Source organism: Aeromicrobium sp. SP1, from assembly GCF_055663785.1.
Window position 1 is genome coordinate 2,584,759 of record NZ_JBQVVK010000001.1, and the last position, 24,915, is coordinate 2,609,673.

Genomic DNA, 24,915 nt, shown 5'->3' on the forward strand with positions numbered 1-24,915 from the left:
GGCGATGCTGCCGCCCGGCTCGGGCCGCGTCAACCGGCGGGCCGCACGGTGCAGGCGCGCCCTTGACGGGACGACGGGGATGGAGCCGATGACGGGAATCGAACCCGCGTATCTTGCTTGGGAAGCAAGCGCTCTGCCATTGAGCTACATCGGCGAGATGCTCCCCCGATACTAACCAGCCCTGCAGCGCGGCCGGCGTTCGCCCGGGCCGCGAAGGTCAGAACTGCTCGAGGAACGTCCGCACGTGCGCGACCAGCTGGTCGGGCTGCTCCTCGGGCACCCAGTGACCCGTGCCGCGGATCTCGCGGACCTCGACGTTCGACGGTCCCTCGGCCTTGCGGACGATGCGCGGGGCCAGCACCATGTCGGCGTGGCCGGGCAGGAACAGCAGGGGCACGTCGTCGACGCGGCGGGAGTAGGCGCCGCGCAGGGTCGCGAGGATCTCGGTGCGCAGGAAGCGTCGGTACAGCAGCGCCCCGGCGGTGGCGCGGGCCGGCTCGCGGAAGCGGGCGAGGTACTCCTCGCGCACCGCGCGGTCCCAGCGGAACCGCGGCGAGGCGCCGAGTCGGAAGATCGTCTTGAGCAGGACCTGGCCGAGCCGGCGGTGCAGGAACGGGCCCCAGGGCCCACCGGCGATCGGCTGGTACGCGAAGCGCCACAGGTCGTACCAGGGCACCGGGGTCCACGGCGCGATGATCGCGGTCGCGACGACGCCACGCGCCACGCCGGGATGCCGGCTGGCGATCATGAGCGACGTCCACGCGCCCCAGTCGTGACCGACCAGGACGGGACGGTCGAGCTCGAGCACCTCGATCGCGCGCGCGACCTCGTCGGCGATGGCGCGCTTGTCATAGGACTCGACGCCGGCGGGCGCGTCGCTCCAGCCCGCCCCCCGCAGGTCGATCGCGACGACGTGATGCGTCTGCGCCAGCGCGGGGATGACGTGCCGCCAGCAGAACCAGTGCTGGGGCCAGCCGTGGATGAGCAGCAGCGAGGGGCGGTCGGGCGAGCGATGGGCGAGCCCCGCCTCCGCGACGTGCAGCCGCACCCCGTCGACATCGATCCAGCGGTGCTGCACACCGGCCACCTTCGGCAGGGTCTCGTCGATCATGGCCTGATCGTAGGGTGAGGCGCATGACACTCGTCGCCCTGTCCCGGGAAGACCACGTCCGCACGATCACGCTCAACGCGCCGGATCGCCTCAACGCCCTGGACTGGCCGCTGCTCGAGGAGTTGCGTGCCGCCGTGGACGAGGTCGCGGCCGACAAGGACGCGCGCGCCCTGGTCGTCACCGGCGCCGGGCGGGCCTTCTGCTCCGGTGCCAACCTCGAGAGCCTCTTCGGCGACCTCACCCGTCCGGTCGACGTCCTGCGCGAGCACCTGATGGGCGTCTACGCGTCGTTCCTCGGGATCCGCAACCTCTCCATCCCGACGGTCGCGGCCGTCCACGGTGCCGCGGTCGGCGCGGGCCTCAACATCGCGCTCGCGTGCGACGTCATCGTCGCGGGACCGAAGGCGGGCTTCGGCCCGACCTTCAGCCGCATCGGACTGCATCCCGGCGGTGGCTGCACGTGGATGCTGACCCAGCGCATCGGCTCGGCCAACACCGCCGCGGCCCTCTTCGCCGGCGACGTCATCGACGCCGAGACGGCACTGCGGCTCGGCATCGCCCAGGAGATCGCCGAGGACGCGCAGGGCCGCGCCGCCGAGCTCGCCGCCACGTGGGCGACGCGCAACCCCAAGCTCATGTCCGACATCAAGAAGTCGGTCGCCGTCGCGGTGCGGTCCGACCTGCACGAGTCCCTCAACTTCGAGTCGTGGGCCCAGGCGGAGTCGCTCGGCAGCGAGGAGTTCGCCGCCTTCGCCGCGCGGTTCGCGAACTAGCCGCTGTCAGAGGTGGCGGCTGTAGGAGCGCACCGAGAGCGGGATGAAGATGGCCGCGGTGATCGCGCAGCCGAGGATCGCGAAGCCGACCTGGCCGGTGACCGCGCCGTCGTTCATCAGGTCGCGCAGCGCCGACACGACGTGCGAGACCGGGTTGAACTTCACGAACGTCTGCAGCCAGTCCGGCAGCGTCTCGGCCGGGACGAACGCGTTGGACAGGAACGTCAGCGGGAACATCACCATCATCGAGTAGCCCTGCACGGCGCGGGCGCTCGAGGCGATCGTGCCGAACCACGTGAAGATCCACGCGAGCGACCAGCCGGCGAACACCGTCAGCGCCCAGCCGGCGAGCACGCCGGTCACGCCGCCGCCGGGCCGGTAGCCCATCGCGAGACCTGTGGCGATCGTGAGCGACGCGGCGATCGCGTAGCGGAGCAGATCGGCGATCGCTGGTCCCGCGAGCGGGGCGATGCGCGCGATCGGCAGCGACGTGAAGCGGTCGAAGACGCCCTTCTCCATGTCCTCGCGCAGCTGGATGCCGGTCGCCATGCAGGCGGTGAGGGCGGTCTGGGCGAGGATGCCCGGGATCAGGATCGGCAGGTACGCCGGCACGCCGCCGGAGATCGCGCCGCCGAAGATGTACGCGAACATCGCGGTGAACAGCAGCGGCTGGATCGTGACGTCGAAGAACTGCTCGAGGTTGCGTCGCATCGTGATGAGCGAGCGCCCCGTGAGCGCGAAGGTCTGCGAGACGGTCTCGCGCAGCGTGACGTTGCGGCGTACCTGGACGCCGGCGATCAGATCGGTCATACGAGGGCCTCCTCGGGCTTCGTGGGCTGGCCCGTGATCGCGAGGAACACCTCGTCGAGGGTGGGCTGCTGGATGCTGGCGCTGACGAGATCGACGCCGGCCTCGCGCAGCGCGATGAAGGCGTCCGCCGCGCGGTTCGCGTCGGGCAGGTTGGCGACGATCGTGCCGGCCTCGGGCGAGAGCGCCGGATCCTCCGACAGGGCCCGGCCGATGACGCCGCGGGCGGTCTCGACCTGGGCCGGATCGCTCACGACGACGTGCAGGCTGGAGTTGCCGACGAGCCGCTTGAGCTCGGCGGGCGTGCCCTCGGCGACCTTGAGGCCGCGGTCGATCACGGCGATGCGGTTCGCCAGCTGGTCGGCCTCGTCGAGGTACTGCGTCGTCAGCACGACGGTGCTGCCGGCCGCGACCAGCTCGCGGATCGTGTCCCACATCTGACCGCGCGTGCGCGGGTCGAGGCCCGTCGTCGGCTCGTCGAGGAAGATCAGCGGCGGCGCGGTGATGAGGCTGGCCGCGAGGTCGAGTCGCCGGCGCATGCCGCCGGAGAAGTTCTCGAGCGCGCGATCGGCGGCCTCGGCCAGCCCGAACCGCTCGAGCAGGTCCTCGGCGCGCCCGGACGACTGCCGTCCGGACAGGCCCTGGAGGCGGCCGAACAGGCGCAGGTTCTCGCGCGCCGTGAGCTTCTCGTCGACCGAGGCGTACTGCCCGGTGACGCCGATGAGCTGGCGCACGACGTGGGGCTCCTGCGCCACGTCGACGCCGAAGATGCGCGCCTGGCCCGCGTCGATCGACAGCAGGGTGGTGAGCATGCGCAAGGCCGTGGTCTTGCCGGCGCCGTTGGGTCCCAGGACGCCGAAGACCTGCCCGGGTTCGATGTGCAGATCGACACCATCGACGGCCCGGACGTCGCCGAAGTGCTTGACGAGGCCGGTCGCCTCGACTGCGGGTGATGAAGTCATGCGGAAAACTGTAACAGTTCCAAAACTGGTACGACAACAGGTTTGCTAGTGTGACCTGCGTGGCAGGACTGAGGGAGTGGAAGAAGGCGGTGACGCGCCAGATGATCTCCGACGTCGCCACCCGCCTGATCCTCGACAAGGGCTTCGACAACGTCGGGGTCCGCGAGATCGCCCGCGCCGCCCACGTCTCCCCCACCACCTTGTTCGCGTACTTCCCGTCCAAGGAGGCGATGTTCCTCGACCGCGGCGCCGAGCTCGAGACCGGACTGGTCACTGCCGTGCGCGAGCGGCCCTACGGCACGACGGCCCTGGCCGCCCTGCGCGGAGCCTTCGCGATCGGCATGCGGATCCCCGACCACCCCGATGCGCGCAAGTTCATCGCCACGATCCGCGACACTCCCCAGCTCATGAACTTCTGGCGCGAGATCGGCCTGCGCTCCCAGGACGCCCTCGCCGAGGCCCTGGCCGAGGCATGGGACCGCCCGGAGGACGACCCGTACGCGGTCGTCGTCGCCCACGCCGTCCTCGACCTGCGCGAGCAGGCGATCCTCTCGGACACCTCCGACGACATCGTCGAGGCGACCTTCGACCTGCTGGAGCGCGGCCTGCCGTTCACCTCGCAGTGAGGCTCAGGACGACGGGTGGGCCTCGGCGACGGCGCGGGCCTCGTCGCGCAGCGCGGCCAGGACGAAGCGGATGCTCGGCCGCTCGAACCGATCAGGACGCACGACGGCGGTGATCTCGCGGCTCGACCGCATCCCCACGAGAGGACGGGTCACGAGTCCGTTGCCGTGCGTGCGGGTCGTGAACCGCGGCAGGATCGCGATGCCGTGCCCGGCCGCGACGCACGCCTCGACGATGCCGTTGTCGTCGAGACGCTGCGCGATGTGCGCCGGCTCGCCGGTCACCGCGACGAGCTGTTGCAGGATCCGGTCGTAGGGAAAGCCGCGCGGGGCGCCGATCCACGTCTCGCCGACCACGTCCTTGGGCGAGAGGGTCTGCTTCGCGGCGAGTCGATGGTCCTCCGGGAGCGCGACGTCGAGGGGCTCGCGCAGCAGCCGGACGAGCTGGAGGCCGCGGTCGTGCCACTCCTCCGTGACCGCCGGCGAGTCCGCGACGACCACGTCGTACTCGGTGACCATCTCGAGCACGTCGTACTGCTGCGCCGGATCGCGGTCGGTGCACACGAGGTTGACGGCCGGCTCCTGCGCGATCCGGGTCAGCAGACCGGGCAGGAACATCTCTCCGCCGGTCGGGAACACGGTGAGCGTGACGTCGCCGGCCGGGCGACCGAGGAACTCGCGCCACCTCGCCTCGGCGCGCTCGAGGGCGACGGCCACCTCGGTCGCCGTGTCGGCGAGCGCGCGCCCCGCGGCGGTGAGCCGCACCCCGCGGCCGGCCGGTTCGAGCAAGGGCACTCCGGCCTCGCGTTCGAGCAGTTTCAGCTGCTGCGACACGGCCGACGGTGTGACGTTCATCTCGTCGGCGACCGCGCCGACCGACCCCCGATCGGCCAATTCCCGCAGCATCGCAAGGCGGCGCACGTCCATGTAGCAACACTACATGAACAGTTAAGGACAGTTAGATTGTGCTTGACAGTCGCGCGCGGGAGAATCAGTCCAGAAGCCACGCACGACTAAGGACCCCCACCATGACCTTCCTCGCCATCGCCGCAGCCATCGCCATCACCGTCGGCACGGTGCACACCGCGTACCTCGTGTTCACCGATGGCCAGACCCGCATCGCCACGCGTCGCGCCTGACCCGCGCTCGCCCCGGAGGCCCCGACCCGCACCCGCGGGCAGGGCCTCTTTTTCTTTTTCGTCCGCGGTTTCCTCGCCACCGGGGGCTGGGCTATGATTTAGTTACTGACGAGTAGAACTCGCCAGTAGTACTTCATCCCCCGGAGGTCCACGGCCATGAGCCACTACAAGAGCAATCTGCGCGACGTCGAGTTCAACCTCTTCGAACTCCTCGGTCGCCAAGACGTCCTCGGCACCGGCCCGTTCGCGGAGGTCGACGTCGACACCGCGAAGAGCATCCTGACCGAAGTCGAGCGCCTCGCCACGAACGAGCTGGCCGCGTCCTTCGTCGACGCCGACCGCAACCCGCCGGTGTACGACCCCGAGACCCACTCGCTCACGCAGAACCCCGAGTTCGCCAAGAGCTACCGCGCCTGGATGGACGCCGAGTGGTGGCGCCTGCAGCTGCCCGAGGAGCTCGGTGGCCAGCCCGCCCCGTCCTCGCTGATCTGGGCGATGGGCGAGTTCGTGCTCGGCTCCAACCCCGCGATCTGGATGTACGGCGCCGGCCCCGCGTTCGGCCGGGTCGTCTTCGAGAACGGCACCGACCGCGACAAGACGATCGCCAAGCACATCATCGAGAACCGCTGGCTGACCACGATGGTCCTGACCGAGCCCGACGCGGGCTCGGACGTCGGCGCCGGCCGCACGAAGGCCTTCCAGAACGAGGACGGCTCGTGGCGCATCGAGGGCGTCAAGCGCTTCATCACGTCGGCGGTCAGCGACCTCGGCGAGAACACGATGCACCTCGTGCTCGCGCGCCCGCAGGGCGTCGAGGGCGTCGGCGGCCCGGGCACCAAGGGCCTGTCGCTCTTCCTCGTGCCCGAGCACCACTTCGACCTCGAGTCCGGTGAGCTGACCGGCGAGCGCAACGGCGTCTACGTCACCAACGTCGAGAAGAAGATGGGCATCAAGGTCTCGGCGACGTGCGAGGTCACGTTCGGCGATCCCCAGCTCGGCGGCCCGGCCACGGGCTGGCTGCTCGGCGAGGTCCACGACGGCATCAACCAGATGTTCCGCGTCATCGAGAACGCCCGCATGATGGTCGGCTCCAAGGCCATCGCGACCCTCTCGACCGGCTACCTCAACGCGCTCGAGTACGCCAAGGAGCGCGTGCAGGGTGCCGACCTGACCAACCCGGCCAAGGACGCCCCGCGCGTCACGATCACGCATCACCCCGACGTGCGCCGCTCGCTGCTCACGCAGAAGGCGTTCGCCGAGGGCCTGCGCACCCTCATGCTCTACACGGCGTCGTTCCAGGACGAGGTGCTCATCAAGCACGCCGCCGGCGAGGACGCCTCCCTCGAGGAGGCCGTCAACGACCTGCTGCTGCCGATCGTCAAGGGCTACGGCTCGGAGCGCTCGTGGGTCCTGCTGGGCACCGAGTCGCTGCAGACCTTCGGTGGTTCGGGCTTCCTGCAGGAGTACCCGCTCGAGCAGTACGTCCGCGACGCCAAGATCGACACCCTCTACGAGGGCACGACGGCGATCCAGGGCCAGGACCTGTTCTTCCGGAAGATCGTCCGGAACCAGGGCCAGGCGCTCGGCTGGCTGTCCGACCAGGTCAAGACGTTCATCGAGAGCGAGGCCGGCAACGGCCGGCTCAAGGTCGAGCGCGACCTGCTGGCCACGGCCCTCGACGACGCCACCGCCGTGATCGGCACGATGTTCACCGACCTCATGGCCGCCAACCCGGCCGACGAGAACGGCGACATCCAGAACGTCTACAAGGTCGCGCTCAACTCGACGCGTCTGGTCTACGTCCTGGGCGACCTCGTCGTCGGCTGGCTGCTGCTGCGCGGCGCCGAGGTGGCGCTGGCCAAGCTCGACGCCGGCGCGACCGGCGCCGACAAGTCGTTCTACGAGGGCAAGATCGCCGCGGCGTCCTTCTTCGCCAAGACCGTCCTGCCCCGCCTGACCGCCGAGCGCGCGATGGCCGAGCAGGTCGACCTGGCCTGGATGGAGCTCGACGAGTCCGCGTTCTGAGCCTCACCGCAACCTCCGCCCGCGAGCGGCGTGGTCCCCGACTTCGGAACGGGATCCACGCCGCTCGCGGCGTTTGGCGGGCATCACCTTCCAAAAGTTGTGGCGAGGGCGTCGCGTCGCAGTCGGGACGCGCGCCCGCCATCTAGGCTGACCGCGTGGAGTTGACCCGACGGCGCTGGTACTTCGTCGCCGCCCTCATCGCCGTGCTGGCGTGGGTGGCGGGAACGGCCTACGCGGCGTCGGCGTGGGACCCGCTGCGCCAGGCGCAGGTCGTCCCCGTGGGACAGGACATCGCGACCGACGGGCAGGACCTCGCGATCCTCACCGACCTCGTCCAGCCCGAGCGCACGATCCGCTGCTTCGCCCGTGCCGGCAAGCAGGACCGGGTCCGCATCCCCGACGCTCCCGTCGACATCGTGGTCGACAGCGACGGCAGCCGCTGGCACCTGATCGGTGTCCTGTACGACGCCCCGGACGGCGTCCACGTCGCGTGCGGCGCGACCGACGACGCCACCGACACGGCGCGCTACGGCACCGCCCTGGTCGACCTCTCCAGCAAGACGGGGGTGGGCAAGCTGATCGCGTGGACCGGATTCGCGCTCGGCATCGCCCTGGCCGGTGCGACACTGGTGGCGCGGACGAGGAGGATGCTCACCCATGCCTGACCTGAGGATCTACGTCGACGCGTGGCGACAGTCCGCCGACGCCGTCCTGTCGCTCGAGGCCGCCGACTGGGACGTGCCGACCGATCTGCCCGGCTGGAGCGCGAAGGACGTCCTCGCGCACCTCGTCCACCTCGAGCGGGTCATGGTCGAGGGCGAGCCCGACGGCCCCGGCGGCGCGGTCGTCCCGTCCGACTACACGAACGCCGGTGTCGATGCACTGCGCGGTGTGCCCGTCGAGCAGCTGCGCGCCGACCTGACCGATCTCGTCGACCGCCGGGCGAAGCTGCTCACCGACCTGCCCGACGACGGCTCCGAACCCGCGCCCGTGACGCCCGCCGGTGTCGCGTGGTCGTGGGAGACCGCGCTGCGGAACCGGTCGATCGACCTGTGGATGCACGAGCAGGACATCCGGCGTGCGATCGGCGTGCCCGGCGGCCTCGATGCGCTCGGCGCACACGTCACGTCGGCGACCTTCGGCTTCGCCCTGCCGTACGTCCTGGGGCGTCGGGCCAAGGCTCCCGAGGGCAGCGTCGTGCGCTGGGTCGTCACCGGGCCGGTGCCGCTCGACGCGACGATCGGGGTCGGCGAGGACGGCCGGGCCCGGCCCACGGACGATGCGCCCACGGCGACGCTGACGATGGACACCGAGGCCTTCACGATCCTGGCCGGTGGCCGACGTGGGCCGGAGGGCGTGGAGGTGGCCACCCAGGGAGACGAGGAGTTGGCCGGGCGCGTGCTGGGCGCCATGGCCGTCACCACCTGATGCGGGTCCGGCCGAGCATCCTCGTCGCGACGGCGGTCCGTCGCGCGCGTGGCCTGCTCGCCGGCACGGCACGCGACCGCCCGGCCGGCGCGAGCAGCCTCGCGGCCGAGCCCGAGCCGGTCGACGAGCCCAGCCTCACCCGGTACGAGGCGTATCGGGCGCAGCTGACACCGGCCGAGCAACGCTCCCTCGACCCGACGACGCATCCGGGCGACTTCCGCCAGCCCAACGACGTCTCGTGCGGTGCCGCGTGCCTCGTCTTCTCGCGCATGGTGCACGACCCACTCCACGCGATGTGGGTCGTGCGCGGCTACGACCCCCGCCGGGACCGCACCGACACGGCGACGCCGGTCGACCGGTGGACCGCGGAGGTCCTCACGATGCATCGCCGGGTCACGCGCCTGCTCGACCACGACGGCGACCTGCAGTTCCCCTGGCTGCGGATCGCCGGCACGTCGCCGTGGGGCGCGGCACGCCAGCTTGAGGGCATCGGCGGCTCAGGGGTCCTCCACGCGCAGTACGCGGCCCGCACGCTCGATCCGGACGACCTCGACGGGGAGTTCGACCGGATGGCCGACGCCGCGCAGGCCGGTCACACCGTCCCGCTCTACGTCGGCAACGACCTGCGGCCGGGCCACGTCGTGCTGGTCGTCGAGGCCGACGACACGAGGCTGCGCATCTACGAGCCGAGCGCGGGACGCCTCGTGTCCGTCACGCGCGACGAGTTCGTCGCGGGCGCCTACCGGCTCGGCGGCTGGAGCGTGGCGTGGTTCGCGGTGCTGCCGGCCTGAGACGGGGCGCCGGTCCCATGACGGCGTCGGGCACACTCGACTCATGAGCTGGACGACTTCCGACATCGGTGACCTGACCGGACGGCGTGCCGTCGTGACCGGCGCGACGAGTGGCATCGGCACGCAGACCGCGCTCCAGTTGGTCCGACACGGTGCCGAGGTGGTCATCACGGCTCGCGACGACCGCAAGGCGGCCGAGACGGTGAGCCAGCTCGGGGACGTCGACGTGGTCGCGCTCGACCTCTCCGACCTCACGGCCACGAAGGCCGCAGCCCAGGGACTCGTCGACGACGGTCGCCCGATCGACCTGCTCGTCAACAACGCGGGCGTCATGATCCCGCCGTACACCCTCACGAAGGACGGGTTCGAGCTGCAGATCGGCACGAACCACCTCGGCCACTTCGCGTGGACGGCGACCCTGTGGCCGCTGCTGCGGGGCGGCAGCCGGGTCGTGACGGTCTCATCGCTCGCACACGCCAGCGCGAAGGGGCTCGACCTGCGCGCCCTCACGCCCGAGGGCTCGCCGCGGACCTACCACCGCTGGCAGACGTACGCGGAGTCCAAGCTCGCGAACCTGCTGTTCATGAAGGAGCTCGACCGACGTGCCCGGGTCGAGGGCCTGCCGGTCGTGAGCGTCGCCGCGCACCCCGGCTACACCTCGACCAACCTGACCCGCACGGGCGGCTTCGCCGTGCACCGGATCAGCGGCTTCATCGGCCAGCCCGCCCACGCCGGCGCCTGGCCCTCGCTGCGTGCGGCGACCGACCCCGAGCTCACCGGTGGCGAGTACCTCGGCCCGTCCGGCTTCCGGCAGCTGCGCGGCAAGCCCAAGCCGGTCGGCATGACCCGACTGGCCCAGGACCCGGCGCTGGCCGCCGAACTCTGGTCCGCCTCCGAGCAGGCGGCGGGCGTGACCTTCGCCGTCAACTGACCGTTCCCGGCCCCAGATGTGTAGCGCCGTCCACCGCATTCCCGGCGGATCGGTCCGCGGAGCGTCGATACCGCTACACATCTGGCCCGCGGGAGCGGGTCCTAGCCGAGGCCGGACATCCGGGCCCAGGCCTGCGGGTCGTCCCGCTTGAGCCGGGCACGGGCCTTGACCCGGTAGCGCCAGACCTGCGTCAGGCCGAGCGCCCACAGCACGTACTGGAAGCTCATCGCCGCCTTGTAGTCCTGGTCCGTGTGGTCGAGGATCACGCCCACCGAGATCACCATGATGAGGCTCGCGAGGAAACCGGCCTGGTTGACGATCCCGGTCGCACTGGCGAGCCGGTCGAGCGGGTTCGACGTGCGGGCCAGGTCGAAGCCGATCATCGACGCCGGGCCACCGACGCCCACGACGATCACGAGCACGACGAGCAGCCAGGCCGGGGCGTCGCCGGGCCACAGCAGGACGGCCGACCACGTGACCACGATCGCGCTGACAATGCCGAGGACCGTCGTCGAACGGTGCCACGGGTAGTGAGCGACGACCCGTCCCAGGATCGGTCCGGTGGCCACGACCGCCACGACCATCACCGTCAGCAGCAGGCCCGCGAACCCCTCGGAGGTGTGCTCGCCCTGCACGAGGAACGGGTACCCCCACAACAGGCCGAGCATCGTCGCGCTGAACGGGGTGACGAAGTGCATCCAGAAGCCGAGCCGAGTGCCGGGATGCTCCCACGAGGCGGCCAGCGACGTGCGGATGTTGGACCACGACAGCGCGGGGCCGCGCACCGAGCGCGAGTGCGGCTCGTCGTGGACGAAGAGCAGCACCGCGAGCGTCACGAGCAGGCCGAGGGAGGCCGCGAGCAGGTAGGAGCGCGTCCAGCCGAGGGTGCTGAACGCCCACGTCATCGGGACCGCCGCGACGATCGCGCCCAGTTGCCCGATGGGGCCGGTCAGCAGCATGACCTGCGGGATCGCCCGCGGCGAGAACCAGGAGTTGACCAGGCGCAGCAGGCACACGAACGTCATCGCGTCGCCCATCCCGACGAAGAACCGTGCGATCAGCGCCGCCCCGTAGGAGTCCGCGAAGGCGAAGCCGGTCTGCGACAGGGTCAGCAGCACCGCACCGGTCAGCATGACCGCTCGCGGGCCGAACCGGTCCACGAGCAGCCCGACGGGGATCTGCATGCCGGCATAGACCAGCAGCTGCAGCATGACGAACGACGAGAGCTGTGCGGCACCGATGTCGAAGCGCTCGGCGGCGACGAGGCCGGCGACGGCGAGCGACGACCGGTGAAAGACCGCGAGGAGGTAGGCCGCGAGCCCGACGGCCCACACGGTGTACGCCCCGGGATGGCTTTGCCGCGGGTCGCTCACCGACCCAGTCTAGGTGGACCGCTGGCAGTGACGTTTGAGGGGTGAAATCGGGGAAATCACCCCTCGAACGTCACGGCCAGCGGTCCTCAGTAGGCCAGCGCGAGGGCGGGGTCCGCGAGGAGGTCGGCGACGTCCTTGAGGAAGTGGGAGGCCTGCTCGCCGTCGGTGACGCGGTGGTCGAACGTCACCGCGAGGGTCGTGACCCACCGCGGGACGACCTGCTCGTCGACGACCCACGGCCGCCGCGCGACCTGGCCGAGCGCGAGGATCCCCGTCTGCCCGGGCGGCAGGATCGGCGTGCCTCCGTCGATGCCGAACACGCCGACGTTCGTGATCGTGAACGTGCCGCCGGCGAGCTGGGCCGGCTGGATCCGACCCTCGCGCGCGGTCGCGACGAGGCCGTCGATCGCCCGGCCGAGGTCGACGAGCGACAGCCGGTCGGCGGCCGGCACGATCGGGACCACGAGACCGCGCTCGGTCGCGGCGGCGATGCCCAGGCCGACGGCCCCCGGGTGCTCGATGGCCGGTCCGGAGCCGGCCGAGGCCTCGTCGTGCCAGACCGCGTGCAGGTCGGGGGTGCGCCGCAGCGCGAGGCACACCGCCCGTGCCGCGAGCAGGGTCGGGGTGACCTTGACGCCCTCGAACCGCCGGTCGGCGCGGAGCCGTTCGACCAGCTCGACCGTCGCGGACACGTCGACCGTGACCCACTCCGTCGCCTGCGGCACCGACGCCGAGGCGGTCATCGCCGCGGCCGTGGCCTTGCGCACTCCCGTGAGCGGCTGGGCCGTCACGGGCGCCGCGGCGTGGGACTCACGCTCCGTGTGACGCAGCACGTCCGCACGGGTCACCACCGGACCCTCGCAGTCCACCGACGCCAGGTCGACGCCGAGATCCTTCGCGAGCTTGCGCACGGGCGGCTTCGCCAGCACCCGCACGGAGGTGGACGGCCGGGCACGGTCGCCACCCTCGCGAGTGCGGGTGCGGCGCCGACGCGCGCTCGGCCCGTACCCGACGAGGACCTCGCGCTTCTCGACCTCGGGGGTCTCGATCAGCGGCGTGCTCGCCTCGCTCGCTTCAGCCACTGGCCCATCGGGAGCCTCGTCCCCGATCGCGACGATCGGCGTACCCACCCGCACGGTCTGTCCCTCGGAGACCAGGAGCGCGCCGACCCGGCCCGCGAACGGGCTCGGCAGCTCGACGATCGACTTGGCCGTCTCGATGTCGACGATCGGGTCGTTGACCTTCACCTCGTCGCCCACCGCGACGTGCCACGTGACGATCTCGGCCTCCGTGAGGCCCTCGCCCACGTCGGGCAGCAGGAACTCCGCCATCAGAAGTCCCCCGTCACGGCCACGGCGTCGAGGACCCGCTCGACGCCCGGCAGGTGGTCGTGCTCGACGCGGCACGGCGGGTACGGCATGTCGTAGCCCGTGACCCGCTGGACCGGCGCCTCGAGCGAGTAGAAGCACTCCTCCGTCAGCCGCGCCGACAGCTCGGCGCCGAGCCCCAGCGTCCGACCCGCCTCGTGCACGACCACGACGCGGCCCGTGCGCCGGACGGATTCGACGACCGGATCGAGGTCGAGTGGCGACAGCGACCGGAGGTCGATGACCTCCAGCGACGCACCGCCGGTGGACGCGGACTCCTCGGCGGCCTCGAGGCAGGTCTTCACCGTCGGCCCGTACGCGAGGACCGTGACGTCCGAGCCCTCACGCACGACACGGCTGCGGTGCAGGTCGAGGCCGGCGGACTCGCCCACCTCGCCGGTGTCCCAGTAGCGCTGCTTCGGCTCAAGGAACACGACCGGGTCCTGCGACGCGATCGCCTGCTGGATCATCCAGTACGCGTCGTGCGGGTTCGACGGCGAGACGACCGTGAGGCCCGGGGTCATGACGAACTGCGCCTCGGGGCTCTCCGAGTGGTGCTCGACCGCGCCGATGCCGCCGCCGTAGGGAATGCGGATGACGATCGGCATCGCCACGCGGCCCTCGCTGCGGAAGCGCAGTCGCGCGACCTGGCTCACGATCTGGTCGTAGGCGGGATAGACGAAGCCGTCGAACTGGATCTCGACGACGGGCCGGAAGCCCCGGTAGGCCAGGCCGACCGACGCGCCGAGGATCGCGGACTCGGCCAGCGGCGTGTCCATGACCCGCTGGTCGCCGAAGTCCTTCTGCAGGCCCTCGGTCACCCGGAAGACCCCACCGAGACGGCCGATGTCCTCACCGAGCAGCAGGACTTTCTTGTCGGCGTCCATCGCGGCACGCAGACCGGCGTTCAGCGCCTTGGCGATGCTCATCGTGGTGTTCAGTTCCATGACAGGACCTCCTCACGCTGGGCCAGCAGCTCCGGCGGCACGTCGGCGTAGACGTGCTGGAACAGGTCCGAGAGCCGCGGGTCGGGCAGGTCGCGGCACACCGCGCGCAGGTGCTCACCGAGGCGTTCGGCCTCCGCCTGCACCTCGGCGTCGAAGTCCGCGAAGCCCGGATCCGTGCGCTCGAGCAGCGTGCGGAGCCGCAGCAGCGGGTCGCGCTCGGCCCACGCGTCGCCCTCGTGCGGATCGCGGTAGCGGCTCGGGTCGTCCGACGTCGTGTGCGCGCCCATCCGGTACGTGATCGCCTCGATGAGCGTCGGCCCGCCGCCCTCGCGAGCCTTGCGGAGCGCCTCGGTCGTCACCTGGTGGACGGCCAGCACGTCGTTGCCGTCGACACGCACGCCCTCGAACCCGAAGCCCGCGGCGCGCTGGGCGATCGGGATGCGGGTCTGGCGCTCGAGCGGAGCGCTGATCGCGTACTGGTTGTTCTGGCAGAAGAAGACGACCGGCGCGAGGTACGAGGCCGCCCACGCGAACGCCTCGTTCGTGTCGCCCTGGCTCGTGGCGCCGTCGCCGAAGTACGCGACGGCGGCGTCCTTCTTGTCCTCGAGGGTCAGGCCCATCCCGTAGCCGACGGCGTGCAGGGTCTGGGCGCCGATGATGATCGCGGGCAGCGCGTAGTTGAACTCGGCCGGGTCCCAGCCGCCGAGGCTCGTGCCACGGAACAGGCCGAGCAGCAGCGCGGGGTCGATGCCGCGGCACCACGCGACGGCGTGCTCGCGGTAGGACGGGAACACGAAGTCGTCGGGGGCGAGGGCGCGGCCGCTGCCGATCTGGGCGGCCTCCTGGCCGAGCATCGGGGCCCACAGTCCCAACTCGCCGTGCCGCTGGAGGGCGAACGCCTCGGTGTCGATGCGGCGGGCGAGGACCAGGTCGCGGTGGAAGCCGCGCAGGTCATCGGGGGCGAAGTCGTGCTCGCCGACGAGCGTGCCGTCCGGTGCGAGCACCTGGCGGATGGGTAGGCGCATCTCTGCCTCCTGTGCCATGGACGGGGTGTCCGTCCTTGCTGACGCGGCTCGGCGGCTCGGGGGTGATGAGTCGCGGGACCGCCGATGTGACAGGCATCACATCTGAGGTCGAGCGTAACAGGCGGGTCAGGCCTTCGAGGCGAATGTGGCAGCGCGGGAGAGGAACTCGGCGTTGACGTCGGGGGTGCCCACGGAGACGCGCACGCCCTCCGGGAACGGGCGCACGGAGACGGGCCAGACGTGGTCGGCGAACGCGGCCGAGCGATCGCCGAGCGGCAGCCACACGAAGTTCGCGTGGGTCTCCGGGACGGTCCAGCCCTGCCTGCGCAGAGCCGTCACGAGGCGGTCCCGCTCGGCGACGACGGACTCGACGCGCAGCGCGAGCTCCTCGTCCGCGTCGAGCGAGGCCAGCGCCGCGGCCTGCGCCACGTCGGTGACGCCGAAGGGCGGCAGCGCCTTGCGGATGGCGCCGGCGATTTCCGGCCGCGCGATCGCATAGCCGACGCGCAGGCCGGCCAGGCCGTACGCCTTCGAGAAGGTCCGCAGCACCACGACGTTCTCGTGGCGGGCCAGCACGTCGAGGCCGGAGACGGCGGCGAGGTCGCGCACGAACTCCAGGTAGGCCTCGTCCACGACGACGAGGACGCCCGCGGGCACCGACGTCATGAACTCCTCGAGGGCCGCCGCGGCCACGACGGGGCCGGTCGGGTTGTTCGGCGTGCACACCAGCACGGCCTTCGTGCGGTCCGTGATCGCGGCGGCCATCGCCGGCAGGTCGTGCTCCTGCTCGGCCGTCAGGGGGACGCGTACGGACGTCGCCCCCGTGAGGTCGACCGCGATCGGGTAGGCCTCGAAGGAGCGCCACGGGTACACGACCTCGTCGCCCGGCCCGCACCACGCGTCGAGCAGCCCGAACAGGACCGCGACCGAGCCCGTCCCGAACGCGAAGTGGTCCGGGGTCAGTCCCGTGCGCTCGGCCAGCGCCTCGCCGAGCGCCGTCACCCCCGCGTCGGGATAGCGGTTCATCCGGCGCAGCTCGTCGGCCGCGCGCTCGACCACACCGGGCAGGGGCGGGAACGGGTTCTCGTTGCTGGAGAGCTTGTGGCTCTCGTGCTGGGCCGCCCGACCGGGACGGTACGCGGGGATCGCGGCGAGGACGTCGCGGGGGCGGGCTTCGGTCATGGGTCGAGCGTACGGCTGGGAGAATCGTCCGGGTGACCCAGCCGAACGTCCGTCGTGGCCTCGCGCTCGTCGTCACGGCGGCCCTGTTCTTCGGCGTCAACGCCGGCGTCTCGCGGATCCCCGTCGAGGCCGGCCTGCCCGTCTCGACCTTCACGACCGTGCGCGCCACGTCGGCATTCGTCGTGTTCCTGCTGATCGCCGTCCTGTTCGACCGGTCCGCGCTGCGGCCGCCGCGCGGCCGCGACTGGCTGCTCGTCGTCGGCCTCGGCGTCATCGGCGTCGCGTTCGTCCAGTGGACGTACAACATCGCGATCGTGCGGCTGCCGATCGGCATCGCCCTGCTGCTGGAGTACCTCGCCCCCGTCCTGGTCGTGCTGTGGGTGCGGTTCGTCCGGCGCGAGCCGGTGCATCCGCGCGTGTGGCCCGCGATCGGGCTGGCGCTGCTGGGGCTGGCGCTCGTCGGTCAGGTCTGGCAGGGACTCACGCTCGACGGCCTCGGCGTGCTGATGGGCCTCGCTGCCGCGTTCTGCTTCGCCGCCTACTTCCTGTTCGGCGAGGCGCTGACCGGTTCGCCGACCGATCCGATGACCCCGCTGCGGATCGTCGTGTGGGCGTTCGGCGTCGGCGCGATCACGATGAACGTGCTCGGCGGCTGGGAGGGGGTCGACGCGCTCGGCCGGTCCGCCTCGATGCTCGGCCGGCTCGACGAGCACACCGTCCCGGCATGGCTCGCGATGACGTGGGTCGTGGTGATGGGCACGGTCGTCCCGTTCTTCCTGTACCTCGCGTCGCTGCGCGACCTGTCGAGCGCGAAGGCGTCCGTCACGGCGATGCTCGAGCCCGTCGTCGCGGTGATCGTGGGCTGGGCGTGGTTCGCCGAGGCGCTCACCGCGACCCAGCTGGCCGGCGTCGCAGCGGTGCTCACGGGCATCGTCCTGGCGCAGACCGCGCGGCACGTCCCGGCGGACGAGCTGCCGCCCCCCGTCTAGGGTGATCGGCATGGAACGCTTTCTGTCCACGTGGTTCGTCAGCAGTGTCGCGCTGGCCTTCGCCAGCCTCCTGCTCGGCAGCCACATGTCGATCGGCGCCGACGACGAGACCACGGTCAACCAGGTGCTCACGCTCGCGCTCGTCGGCCTGCTGTTCACGATCGTGCACGAGCTGGTCGGCACGTTCGTCAAGCTCATCTCGCTGCCGTTCATCATCCTGACCCTGGGCATCCTGCTCGTCGTCATCAACGCGCTGCTGCTGCTGACGACCGAGTGGCTGACCGGCCTGTTCGGCATCGACTTCGCGATCGACGGCTTCTGGTGGGCGCTGCTCGGCGCGATCGTCGTCTCGGTCTGCCAGTCCATCCTGTCCGCCATCGTCGGCCGCTGACGAGCGTGACGATGCGCGTCGCCGTCGTGTGCCTGGGCAACATCTGCCGCTCCCCGATGGCCGACGTCGTGCTGCAGCAGCTGCTCGCCGAGGCCGGCGCGCAGGACGTCGAGGTGTCCTCGTCGGGCACGGGCAACTGGCACGTGGGCGAGCCGATGGACCGACGCGCGGCGGCCACGCTGCAGGCCGCGGGGTACGACCCGACGCGGCACCGGGCCCGCACGTTCGGTCCCGAGTGGTTCGACGAGAACGACCTGATCCTCACGATGGACGCCTCGAACCATGCCGACGTGCTGGCGCTGGCCCGAACGGACGAGGACCGCGCCAAGGTGCGGATGTTCCGGTCCTTCGACCCGCAGGCATCGAGACCCGACGCGGAGGTCCCCGATCCCTGGTTCGGCGGCCAGGAGGGCTTCGACGAGGTGCTCGCGATGGTGGAACGGACGAGTGCGGCCATCACCCGGGACCTGACCCGGTAAGTTTCCGGTCATGGCACGAATGACGGGAACGGCGGCGCTCGCGGAGTCGTTGTTGGACGTCGCGGTGGTCTCCACGACCCCCGTCGCGGGCGGAGACATCTGCACCACGACGCGACTGCGGCTCACCGACGGACGCAGCGCAGTGATCAAGACCCGCCCCCACGCACCGGAGGGCTTCTTCACGACCGAGGCGGAGGGTCTCGGCCGCCTGCGCGACGCCGGAGGCGTTCCCGTGCCCGGCGTCCTCGCCGCCGATGCCGAGTGCATCGTCCTGGAGTGGGTCGAGCCGACCAAGCCGTCCGCCGACCACGCCGAGGCGTTCGGCCGTGCCCTCGCGACCACGCACACGTCCGGCGCCGGTGGCTTCGGCGCCGACCACGACGGCTACATCGGTCTGGCGCCGCTGCCCAACCGCCCGCTGCCGACGTGGGAGGAGTTCTACGCCAGCCGTCGGGTCATGCCGTACGTCAAGGCCGCCGCCGACCGGGGCGCGCTGTCCCTCGAGGACGCCGCCGCGATCGAGCAGGCCATGAAGCAGATCCACCGGTTCTCCGGCGACGCGGAGCCGCCCGCGCTGCTGCACGGCGACCTGTGGTCGGGGAACCTCGTCTGGTCGGCCGAGGGCGTCCACCTGATCGACCCGGCCGTCCACGGTGGCCACCGCGAGACGGATCTGGCGATGCTGACGCTGTTCGGCTCACCGCACCTGCAGCGGATCCTCGACGCGTACCACGAGGCGGCTCCCCTGCAGGACGGCTGGACCGAGCGGGTCGTCCTGCACCAGCTGCACCCCCTGCTCGTGCATGCCGTGATGTTCGGCGGCGCGTACGGGCCCCGGGCCGCCAGCGCGGCCCGCGCCCTGCTCGACGGCGCCCGGTAGCGGGCGAACGGAGGTCGGACCATGAGAGTCCTCATCGTCGACGACGACCGCGCGGTGCGCGACTCGCTGCGTCGTTCGCTGGAGTTCAACGGCTACACGGTCGAGATGGCCGGCGACGGCGCCGAGGCCCTCGCCAAGGTCGCGCAGGCCGCGCCCGACGCGATCATCATGGACGTCATGATGCCGCGGCTCGGCGGCCTCGACGCCACGCGCGCGCTGCGGGCCGCCGGGAACGACGTGCCGATCCTCGTGCTGACCGCGCGCGACGCCGTCAGCGACCGCGTCGACGGACTCGATGCGGGTGCCGACGACTACCTGACCAAGCCGTTCGCGCTCGAAGAGCTGCTCGCGCGGCTGCGCGCGCTGCTGCGCCGCGTCGTTCGCGCCCGGGAGGACGCCGAGGACGAGCCGCCGCTGGAGTTCGCGGACCTCATGCTCGACCCGGTCACCCGCGACGTGCGGCGCGGCAGCCGGCCGATCTCGCTGACCCGCACCGAGTTCGCCCTGCTCGAGCTGTTCATGCAGCGGCCCAAGCGCGTGCTCGAGCGGTCGTTCATCCTCGAGGAGGTGTGGGGATTCGACTTCCCCACGACGGCCAACTCCCTCGAGGTCTACGTCGGGTACGTGCGTCGCAAGCTCGAGGCCGAGGGCGAGGACCGCCTGCTGCACACGGTCCGCGGCGTCGGCTACGTGCTGCGAGAGACTCCCCCGTGAGGGTCGCGGACCGGGTCTACCAGCACGCCCACACCCTGTTCGGACCGATCACGAGGCGACTCTCGCTCGCCGCCCGCGTCGCGCTCCTGACGACGGCGGCGGTCGCGGCCGTGCTGTCGCTCATCAGCGTCACGGTCTACGTCCTCGTCCGCGCCGAGTTCATCGGCTCGCTCGACGACTCGATGCTCAAGCGCGCCGAGCAGGCGGTCGCGGCGGGCTACACCCCCGACAACATCACGGTCGACCAGGCCAACCTGCTCGCGCTGGCCGGGATCCAGCTGCTGACGATCAAGAGCGGCGGCGGCGAGTTCCTGCTGTACTCCGACAACGCCTTCCCCTACGACAACCGAGAGCGGGAGGTCGCCCTCGGACTCGTCGACCACTCCGCCCGCACGGCCCACGTGGGCGGCGTGCCCTACCGCGTCGTCGCGGTCCAGGCCGGGCAGGGCCAGGCCTTCGTGCTGGCCCAGTCGATGGAGTCGACCCAGCAGGCGCTCGACCGGCTGCAGGTCGTCCTGACGCTGTCGACGATCTCGGGCATGCTCTTCGCCGGCCTCGCCGGCTGGGCGGTCGCCAACAACGGACTGCGCCCTGTGCGCCGGTTGACCGAGGCGACCGAGCGGATCGCGGCGAGCGGCGACCTGACGCCGATCGAGGTCACCGGCAAGGAGGACGAGCTCGCGCGCCTCACCCGCTCGTTCAACGCGATGCTGCTCGCGCTCGACGACACCCAGAAGCGCGAGCGGCAACTGATCGCCGACGCCGGTCACGAGCTGCGCACCCCGCTCACGAGCCTGCGCACCAACATCGACCTGCTCCGTCAGGTCAGCGCGGATCCGGATCACCAGCTGGGCGTCGTCGAGCACCGCGAGCTGCTCGACGACGTGCGCGCCCAGCTCGACGAACTGACCGCCCTCGTCGGGGACCTCACCGAGCTGGCCCGCGACGAGCCACTGCACCGCGATCCCGAGCCGCTCGACCTGGCCGATGTCGTGCGGCGCGGCGTCGAGCGGGTCGAGCTGCGCGCGGGGTCGCTGGCGTTCGACGTCCACCTCGAGCCCTCGTGGGTCGTCGGCGACAGCCAGCTGCTCGAGCGGGCGATCACGAACCTGCTCGACAACGCCGCGAAGTGGAGTCCCACGGGCGGCACCGTCACGGTGCGCCTCGGCGACGGCATCGTGACCGTCGTCGACGAGGGTCCCGGCATCGCGCCCGAGGACCTGCCCCACGTGTTCGAGCGGTTCTACCGGTCGACCGAGGCGCGCACCCTGCCCGGCTCGGGACTGGGCCTGTCGATCGTCAAGCGCGCCGCCGATCGCCACGGCGGTTCCGTCGCCGTCGCGTCGACCCTCGGCCACGGAGCGTCGTTCACGTTCGCCGTTCCGCTCGCCCCGACGTGAGCCTCCGTTATTCGCTGGAGCCCAGCGTGTTCACACGTCATTCTCAGGTGATGGGAAGAAGGTTGGAGCATGACAGATCAGCGTGATCCCTACGCAGGCCAGCCCTACACGCCGCCCACGTCGAACCAGCCGCCCGCAGGCGGCACGACCGAGAGCACCGGCGGCTGGCCCTTCTTCGAGCCGCGCGCCGAGGTCGCCCCGACGGCCACCTCCGCCGCGACCGGCACGCCCACCGCACCGACCTCGGATCACGAGCCCACCGTCACCGTGAACGAGCCCACCGTCACGATGGGTGCCGGCGACGTGCCCCCGTCCTACACGCCCCCGCAGGCCGCTTTTGCCGCGCAGCCGCCGCGCAAGCGCCGCACCGGCCGCCTCGTGGCCGCCGCCACCGGAGTCGTGCTGCTCGCTGGTGCCGCGGGCGCCGGCGGCGCCGCCCTCTACGAGGGCCTCAACGGGGACGACTCGATCAGCAACACGTCGCAGACCGGGACGTCGCTCGACCGGACGGCGTCCTCGACGGTCTCGACCAGCGACGTCAGCGCGGTCGCCGCCAAGGTGCTGCCCGCCACCGTGATGATCAACGTCACGGGCAACGGCGAGTCGGGCACCGGCACGGGCATCGTCATCAGCGCCGACGGCGACATCCTCACGAACAACCACGTCGTGGAGGCCGCCGCGGACGGCGGCACGATCACGGTCGCCTTCAACGACGGCACCAACGCCCAGGCCGAGATCGTCGGTCGGGACGTCGCGACCGACGTCGCCGTCATCAAGGCGAAGGACGTCAGCGGCCTGACCGCAGCGTCGCTGGGCGACTCCAAGGACGTCAAGGTCGGCCAGCCGGTCGTCGCGATCGGCTCGCCCTTCGGCCTCGAGTCGACCGTCACGCAGGGCATCGTCTCGGCGCTCAACCGGCCGGTCTCGCCGGGCAGCGAGTCCGAGACGAACCAGCCGGCCACGACCACGACCTTCCCGGCGATCCAGACCGACGCGGCGATCAACCCCGGCAACTCCGGTGGCCCGCTCGTCGACATGTCGGGCAACGTCATCGGCATCAACTCGGCGATCAACACCGGCGGCTCGGGCAACGGCTCGGTCGGCCTGGGCTTCGCGATCCCGATCAACCTCGTGCGCAGTGTCTCGACGCAGATCCTCGACGGGAAGACCGTCGAGCACGCGCAGATCGGCGTGCAGGTCCGCAGCGCGACCGCGGACGACAAGATCACCGCGATGGGCGCCGAGATCGGCGAGGTCACGAGCGGCAGCGCCGGCGACAAGGCGGGCCTGAAGACCGGCGACATCGTCACGCAGGTCGACGGCAACCCGATCGCCTCGAACGATGCCCTCGTCGCGACGATCCGCGGGTACAGCCCCGGCGACAAGGTCACCCTCACGATCCTGCGCGACGGCAAGACCCAGAAGGTCGAGGTCACGCTCGGCTCGGACAACGGGGCCCTCGCGAAGCAGCAGGACCAGGGCCAGCCCCAGCAGGAGTCACCCGACTCGGGTCAGTGAGCTCGTCGAAGGGGGTCCGTCCGGCAGGTGCCGGGCGGACCCCCATCGCACGTCCCGTCAGGACAGCAGCTGCTCGGTGAGGTCGCGCAGGATCGCGTAGCCGTGCTGGGTCAGGATCGACTCGGCGTGGAACTGGATGCCGCGGTAGTGCGGACCGGCCAGCAGGTGGACGTCGCCGGTGTCCGGGTCGGTCTCGATCGTGACGCCCTCGGGCAGTCCCGAGGCGGGCTCGCGGGCGACGAACGTGTTGTAGAAGCCGACCGTCTCGGTCCGGCCCAGCACCGGCAGCGCGCTCTGGGTGCCCTGGAAGACGATGTCCTTGTAGACCAGGTCGAGGCCGAGCACGTGGCTCAGCGTCTGGTGGCCCAGGCAGATCGCCAGGAACGGCTGCTCGCGCTCGAGCAGCCGCCGGGTCGCCTCCCGCAGCACCTGCATCTTCGGATCGTCCCCGTCGCGCGGATCGCCGGGGCCCGGGCCGACCACGACGAGGTCGTGACCGTCGAGCGCCTCCGGCGTCCACGCGTCGTGGCGGACCACGTCGGTCGTCAGGCCCATCACGCCGAACACGTGGCCGAGCATGTTCACGAAGTCGTCCTCGCCGTCGAGCACGACCACCCGCTTGCCGGCGAGCGCCGGAACCTGCGGCGTGCCGGACTGGTCGCTGAGCCAGAACTGGCTCAGCCGCTGGTTCCGTGAGCCCAGCGCGATGAGCACGTCGTCCTCACGCGTGAACGCGTCGAAGCCCTCGGCGGGGGCGGACGCCGCCTCGACCAGTCCGAAGGCGCTCAGGATCCCCGAGGCCTTGGCCCACGTCTCCTTCGTCTCGTGCTCGGCATCGGAGTCGCGCACGAGCGTGGCGCCGGCCGTGACCGTGAGGTTGCCGTCGAGGTCGACGTCGGCCGTCCGGATCAGGATCGGCGCATCGAGCCTGACCTCGCCCTGCTCGTCGCGGCCGATGAGCGCCGCGACGCTCCCGTAGTAGCCGCGCCCGCGGCCCTCGTACTGCTTGATGAGGCGGCACGCGTTCTCCACCGGGCTACCGGTCACGGTCGCGGCGAACATCGAGTCGCGCAGGATGACCCGCGGGTCGAGGTCGGTGCGGCCGGCGAGCAGGTACTCCGTGTGCACGAGGTGACTCATCGGCTTGAGGTACGGCCCGAGCACGAGGCCACCCTCGTGGCACAGGTCGCACATCATCTTCAGCTCCTCGTCGACGACCATGAAGAGCTCGTAGATCTCCTTCTCGTCGGACAGGAACCGCAGCAGCTCGCGCTTGCGGTCGGCGTGCGTCTCGAGGCCGCGCATCCGGAACGTCCCGCTGATCGGGTTCATCCGCAGCTGGCCGGCGTCGAGGCTGACGTGGCGCTCGGGGCTCGCGCCGATGAGGTAGCGGTCACCGGTGAAGATGCAGAACGTCCAGAAGGCGCCGCGCTCGCGCTCGAGCAGCCGGCGGAACACCGTGAGCGCCTTGGCGTGGCCCCAGTCGGCGACGGTCGCGGTGTAGCGGCGGCCGATCACGAGGTTCGCGCCCTCGCCCTGGCCGATCTCCTCGTCGATGATGCTCCGGACGACGCTGGCGTACTCCTCGTCGGAGGTCTCGAAGCCGCCGCGGTCGGCCAGGTCGATCGCCTCGTCGGGCAGCAGCGCGAGCAGCTCGGCCAGGGGCACGTCGTTGCTCGTGCGCACCTCGACGACCGAGAGCGGAGTGCCGTCCTGGTTGGCCTCGAACCCGCGCTCGGCGATCTGGGCGAACGGCACGAGCACGAGGTGGTCCCAACCCGGCCCGGTGTCCTCGCGCAACGGGACCTGCGCGAGGGTCTCGACGTCGGTGCGCGGACCGCCGACGAGCGTGACGACATCGGTCTCACGGCCGCGGATGAGGGCGAACGCGGGCTGGCCGAGCAGTTCCTCGAGGATCGCCCCGGTTTCATGCTGCGTCATCGTGGTCTTCTTCCCGCGGTCCGGACGAACGACGCCCAGACCGCCAACGAGGGGGTCTGGGCGTGGGGTGCGTCGACAGTCCTCCTCAGGGGAGGAGCCACCAGGTGCTGGTCGTCGAC

Annotated in this window: 24 protein-coding genes and 1 tRNA gene; 14 read left to right on the plus strand and 11 right to left on the minus strand. The window is 71.3% G+C overall.

Features of this window, described 5'->3' with window-relative positions:
* Positions 1-80 precede the first annotated feature (80 nt).
* Positions 81-154 (minus strand) — tRNA-Gly (locus tag ACT26F_RS12795).
* Between the two features lie 63 nt (positions 155-217).
* The gene (locus ACT26F_RS12800) at positions 218-1,111 is read right to left on the minus strand and encodes an alpha/beta fold hydrolase (RefSeq protein WP_471670928.1); all 894 of its coding nucleotides are present in this window, start codon (positions 1,109-1,111) and stop codon (positions 218-220) included.
* A gap of 23 nt (positions 1,112-1,134) precedes the next feature.
* Here ACT26F_RS12800 and ACT26F_RS12805 point away from each other — a divergent pair, with 23 nt between their 5' ends.
* Entirely contained in the window at positions 1,135-1,884 is a 750-nt protein-coding gene (locus ACT26F_RS12805) for an enoyl-CoA hydratase (protein WP_471670929.1), read from the plus strand.
* 6 nt (positions 1,885-1,890) lie between these two features.
* Here ACT26F_RS12805 and ACT26F_RS12810 read toward each other — a convergent pair whose 3' ends face one another.
* Positions 1,891-2,694 (minus strand): ABC transporter permease, encoded by an 804-nt coding sequence (locus ACT26F_RS12810; protein ID WP_471670930.1) that lies wholly within the window; start codon positions 2,692-2,694, stop codon positions 1,891-1,893.
* Positions 2,691-3,653, minus strand: a complete 963-nt coding sequence (locus ACT26F_RS12815; protein ID WP_471670931.1) for an ATP-binding cassette domain-containing protein — start codon at positions 3,651-3,653, stop codon at positions 2,691-2,693. Before ACT26F_RS12815 ends, ACT26F_RS12810 begins: the two co-directional genes overlap by 4 nt.
* A gap of 59 nt (positions 3,654-3,712) precedes the next feature.
* Between ACT26F_RS12815 and ACT26F_RS12820 the strand changes: the two genes are divergently transcribed.
* Positions 3,713-4,279, plus strand: coding sequence for a TetR/AcrR family transcriptional regulator (locus tag ACT26F_RS12820; protein WP_471670932.1), 567 nt, complete (start codon positions 3,713-3,715; stop codon positions 4,277-4,279).
* A 3-nt stretch (positions 4,280-4,282) separates the two neighbouring features.
* On the opposite strand, the gene ACT26F_RS12825 is transcribed toward ACT26F_RS12820, so the two are convergent.
* Complete coding sequence (locus ACT26F_RS12825; protein WP_471670933.1) at positions 4,283-5,203, minus strand: LysR family transcriptional regulator; 921 nt, start codon at positions 5,201-5,203, stop codon at positions 4,283-4,285.
* Positions 5,204-5,571: 368 nt separating this feature from the next.
* On the opposite strand from ACT26F_RS12825, the gene ACT26F_RS12830 reads away from it, so the two are divergent.
* From ACT26F_RS12830 to ACT26F_RS12850, 5 genes are all read left to right on the plus strand, one after another.
* Positions 5,572-7,440 carry an acyl-CoA dehydrogenase gene (locus ACT26F_RS12830; protein ID WP_471670934.1) on the plus strand — a complete coding sequence of 623 codons (1,869 nt, stop codon included), beginning with the start codon at positions 5,572-5,574 and terminating at the stop codon, positions 7,438-7,440.
* 155 nt (positions 7,441-7,595) lie between these two features.
* Positions 7,596-8,105: a hypothetical protein gene (locus tag ACT26F_RS12835; RefSeq protein ID WP_471670935.1), complete on the plus strand. Its 510-nt coding sequence runs from the start codon at positions 7,596-7,598 to the stop codon at positions 8,103-8,105.
* On the plus strand, positions 8,098-8,868 hold the full coding sequence (locus ACT26F_RS12840; RefSeq protein WP_471670936.1) for a maleylpyruvate isomerase family mycothiol-dependent enzyme: 771 nt from the start codon (positions 8,098-8,100) through the stop codon (positions 8,866-8,868). Before ACT26F_RS12835 ends, ACT26F_RS12840 begins: the two co-directional genes overlap by 8 nt.
* Positions 8,868-9,659: a hypothetical protein gene (locus ACT26F_RS12845; RefSeq protein WP_471670937.1), complete on the plus strand. Its 792-nt coding sequence runs from the start codon at positions 8,868-8,870 to the stop codon at positions 9,657-9,659. The genes ACT26F_RS12840 and ACT26F_RS12845 overlap by 1 nt, the downstream gene beginning before the upstream one ends.
* A gap of 43 nt (positions 9,660-9,702) precedes the next feature.
* Positions 9,703-10,590, plus strand: a complete 888-nt coding sequence (locus ACT26F_RS12850; protein ID WP_471670938.1) for an oxidoreductase — start codon at positions 9,703-9,705, stop codon at positions 10,588-10,590.
* 101 nt (positions 10,591-10,691) lie between these two features.
* Here the strand turns inward: ACT26F_RS12850 and ACT26F_RS12855 are convergent, their stop codons facing one another.
* From ACT26F_RS12855 to ACT26F_RS12875, 5 genes are all read right to left on the minus strand, one after another.
* Complete coding sequence (locus ACT26F_RS12855) at positions 10,692-11,963, minus strand: MFS transporter (protein WP_471670939.1); 1,272 nt, start codon at positions 11,961-11,963, stop codon at positions 10,692-10,694.
* An 86-nt stretch (positions 11,964-12,049) separates the two neighbouring features.
* Positions 12,050-13,294, minus strand: coding sequence for a dihydrolipoamide acetyltransferase family protein (locus ACT26F_RS12860; RefSeq protein WP_471670940.1), 1,245 nt, complete (start codon positions 13,292-13,294; stop codon positions 12,050-12,052).
* A complete protein-coding gene (locus tag ACT26F_RS12865; RefSeq protein ID WP_471670941.1) occupies positions 13,294-14,277 on the minus strand; it encodes an alpha-ketoacid dehydrogenase subunit beta in 984 nt (327 codons plus the stop codon). Before ACT26F_RS12865 ends, ACT26F_RS12860 begins: the two co-directional genes overlap by 1 nt.
* A complete protein-coding gene (gene pdhA / locus ACT26F_RS12870) occupies positions 14,268-15,302 on the minus strand; it encodes a pyruvate dehydrogenase (acetyl-transferring) E1 component subunit alpha (protein WP_471670942.1) in 1,035 nt (344 codons plus the stop codon). Before pdhA ends, ACT26F_RS12865 begins: the two co-directional genes overlap by 10 nt.
* Positions 15,303-15,428: 126 nt before the next feature.
* Positions 15,429-16,484: a histidinol-phosphate transaminase gene (locus ACT26F_RS12875; RefSeq protein WP_471670943.1), complete on the minus strand. Its 1,056-nt coding sequence runs from the start codon at positions 16,482-16,484 to the stop codon at positions 15,429-15,431.
* 32 nt (positions 16,485-16,516) lie between these two features.
* On the opposite strand from ACT26F_RS12875, the gene ACT26F_RS12880 reads away from it, so the two are divergent.
* The 7 genes from ACT26F_RS12880 (at position 16,517) to ACT26F_RS12910 (ending at position 22,855) form a co-directional block, all read left to right on the plus strand.
* The gene (locus ACT26F_RS12880) at positions 16,517-17,473 is read left to right on the plus strand and encodes an EamA family transporter (RefSeq protein ID WP_471670944.1); all 957 of its coding nucleotides are present in this window, start codon (positions 16,517-16,519) and stop codon (positions 17,471-17,473) included.
* 10 nt (positions 17,474-17,483) lie between these two features.
* Positions 17,484-17,864 (plus strand): phage holin family protein, encoded by a 381-nt coding sequence (locus ACT26F_RS12885; protein WP_471670945.1) that lies wholly within the window; start codon positions 17,484-17,486, stop codon positions 17,862-17,864.
* Between the two features lie 11 nt (positions 17,865-17,875).
* A complete protein-coding gene (locus ACT26F_RS12890) occupies positions 17,876-18,343 on the plus strand; it encodes a low molecular weight protein-tyrosine-phosphatase (RefSeq protein WP_471670946.1) in 468 nt (155 codons plus the stop codon).
* Between the two features lie 10 nt (positions 18,344-18,353).
* On the plus strand, positions 18,354-19,223 hold the full coding sequence (locus tag ACT26F_RS12895) for a fructosamine kinase family protein (RefSeq protein WP_471670947.1): 870 nt from the start codon (positions 18,354-18,356) through the stop codon (positions 19,221-19,223).
* A gap of 21 nt (positions 19,224-19,244) precedes the next feature.
* Complete coding sequence (locus ACT26F_RS12900; RefSeq protein ID WP_471670948.1) at positions 19,245-19,937, plus strand: response regulator transcription factor; 693 nt, start codon at positions 19,245-19,247, stop codon at positions 19,935-19,937.
* Entirely contained in the window at positions 19,934-21,337 is a 1,404-nt protein-coding gene (locus ACT26F_RS12905; protein ID WP_471670949.1) for a sensor histidine kinase, read from the plus strand. The genes ACT26F_RS12900 and ACT26F_RS12905 overlap by 4 nt, the downstream gene beginning before the upstream one ends.
* A 69-nt stretch (positions 21,338-21,406) precedes the next feature.
* Positions 21,407-22,855 carry a S1C family serine protease gene (locus ACT26F_RS12910; protein ID WP_471670950.1) on the plus strand — a complete coding sequence of 483 codons (1,449 nt, stop codon included), beginning with the start codon at positions 21,407-21,409 and terminating at the stop codon, positions 22,853-22,855.
* 57 nt (positions 22,856-22,912) lie between these two features.
* Here the strand turns inward: ACT26F_RS12910 and ACT26F_RS12915 are convergent, their stop codons facing one another.
* The gene (locus ACT26F_RS12915) at positions 22,913-24,796 is read right to left on the minus strand and encodes an anthranilate synthase family protein (RefSeq protein WP_471670951.1); all 1,884 of its coding nucleotides are present in this window, start codon (positions 24,794-24,796) and stop codon (positions 22,913-22,915) included.
* Between the last annotated feature and the right edge of the window lie 119 nt (positions 24,797-24,915).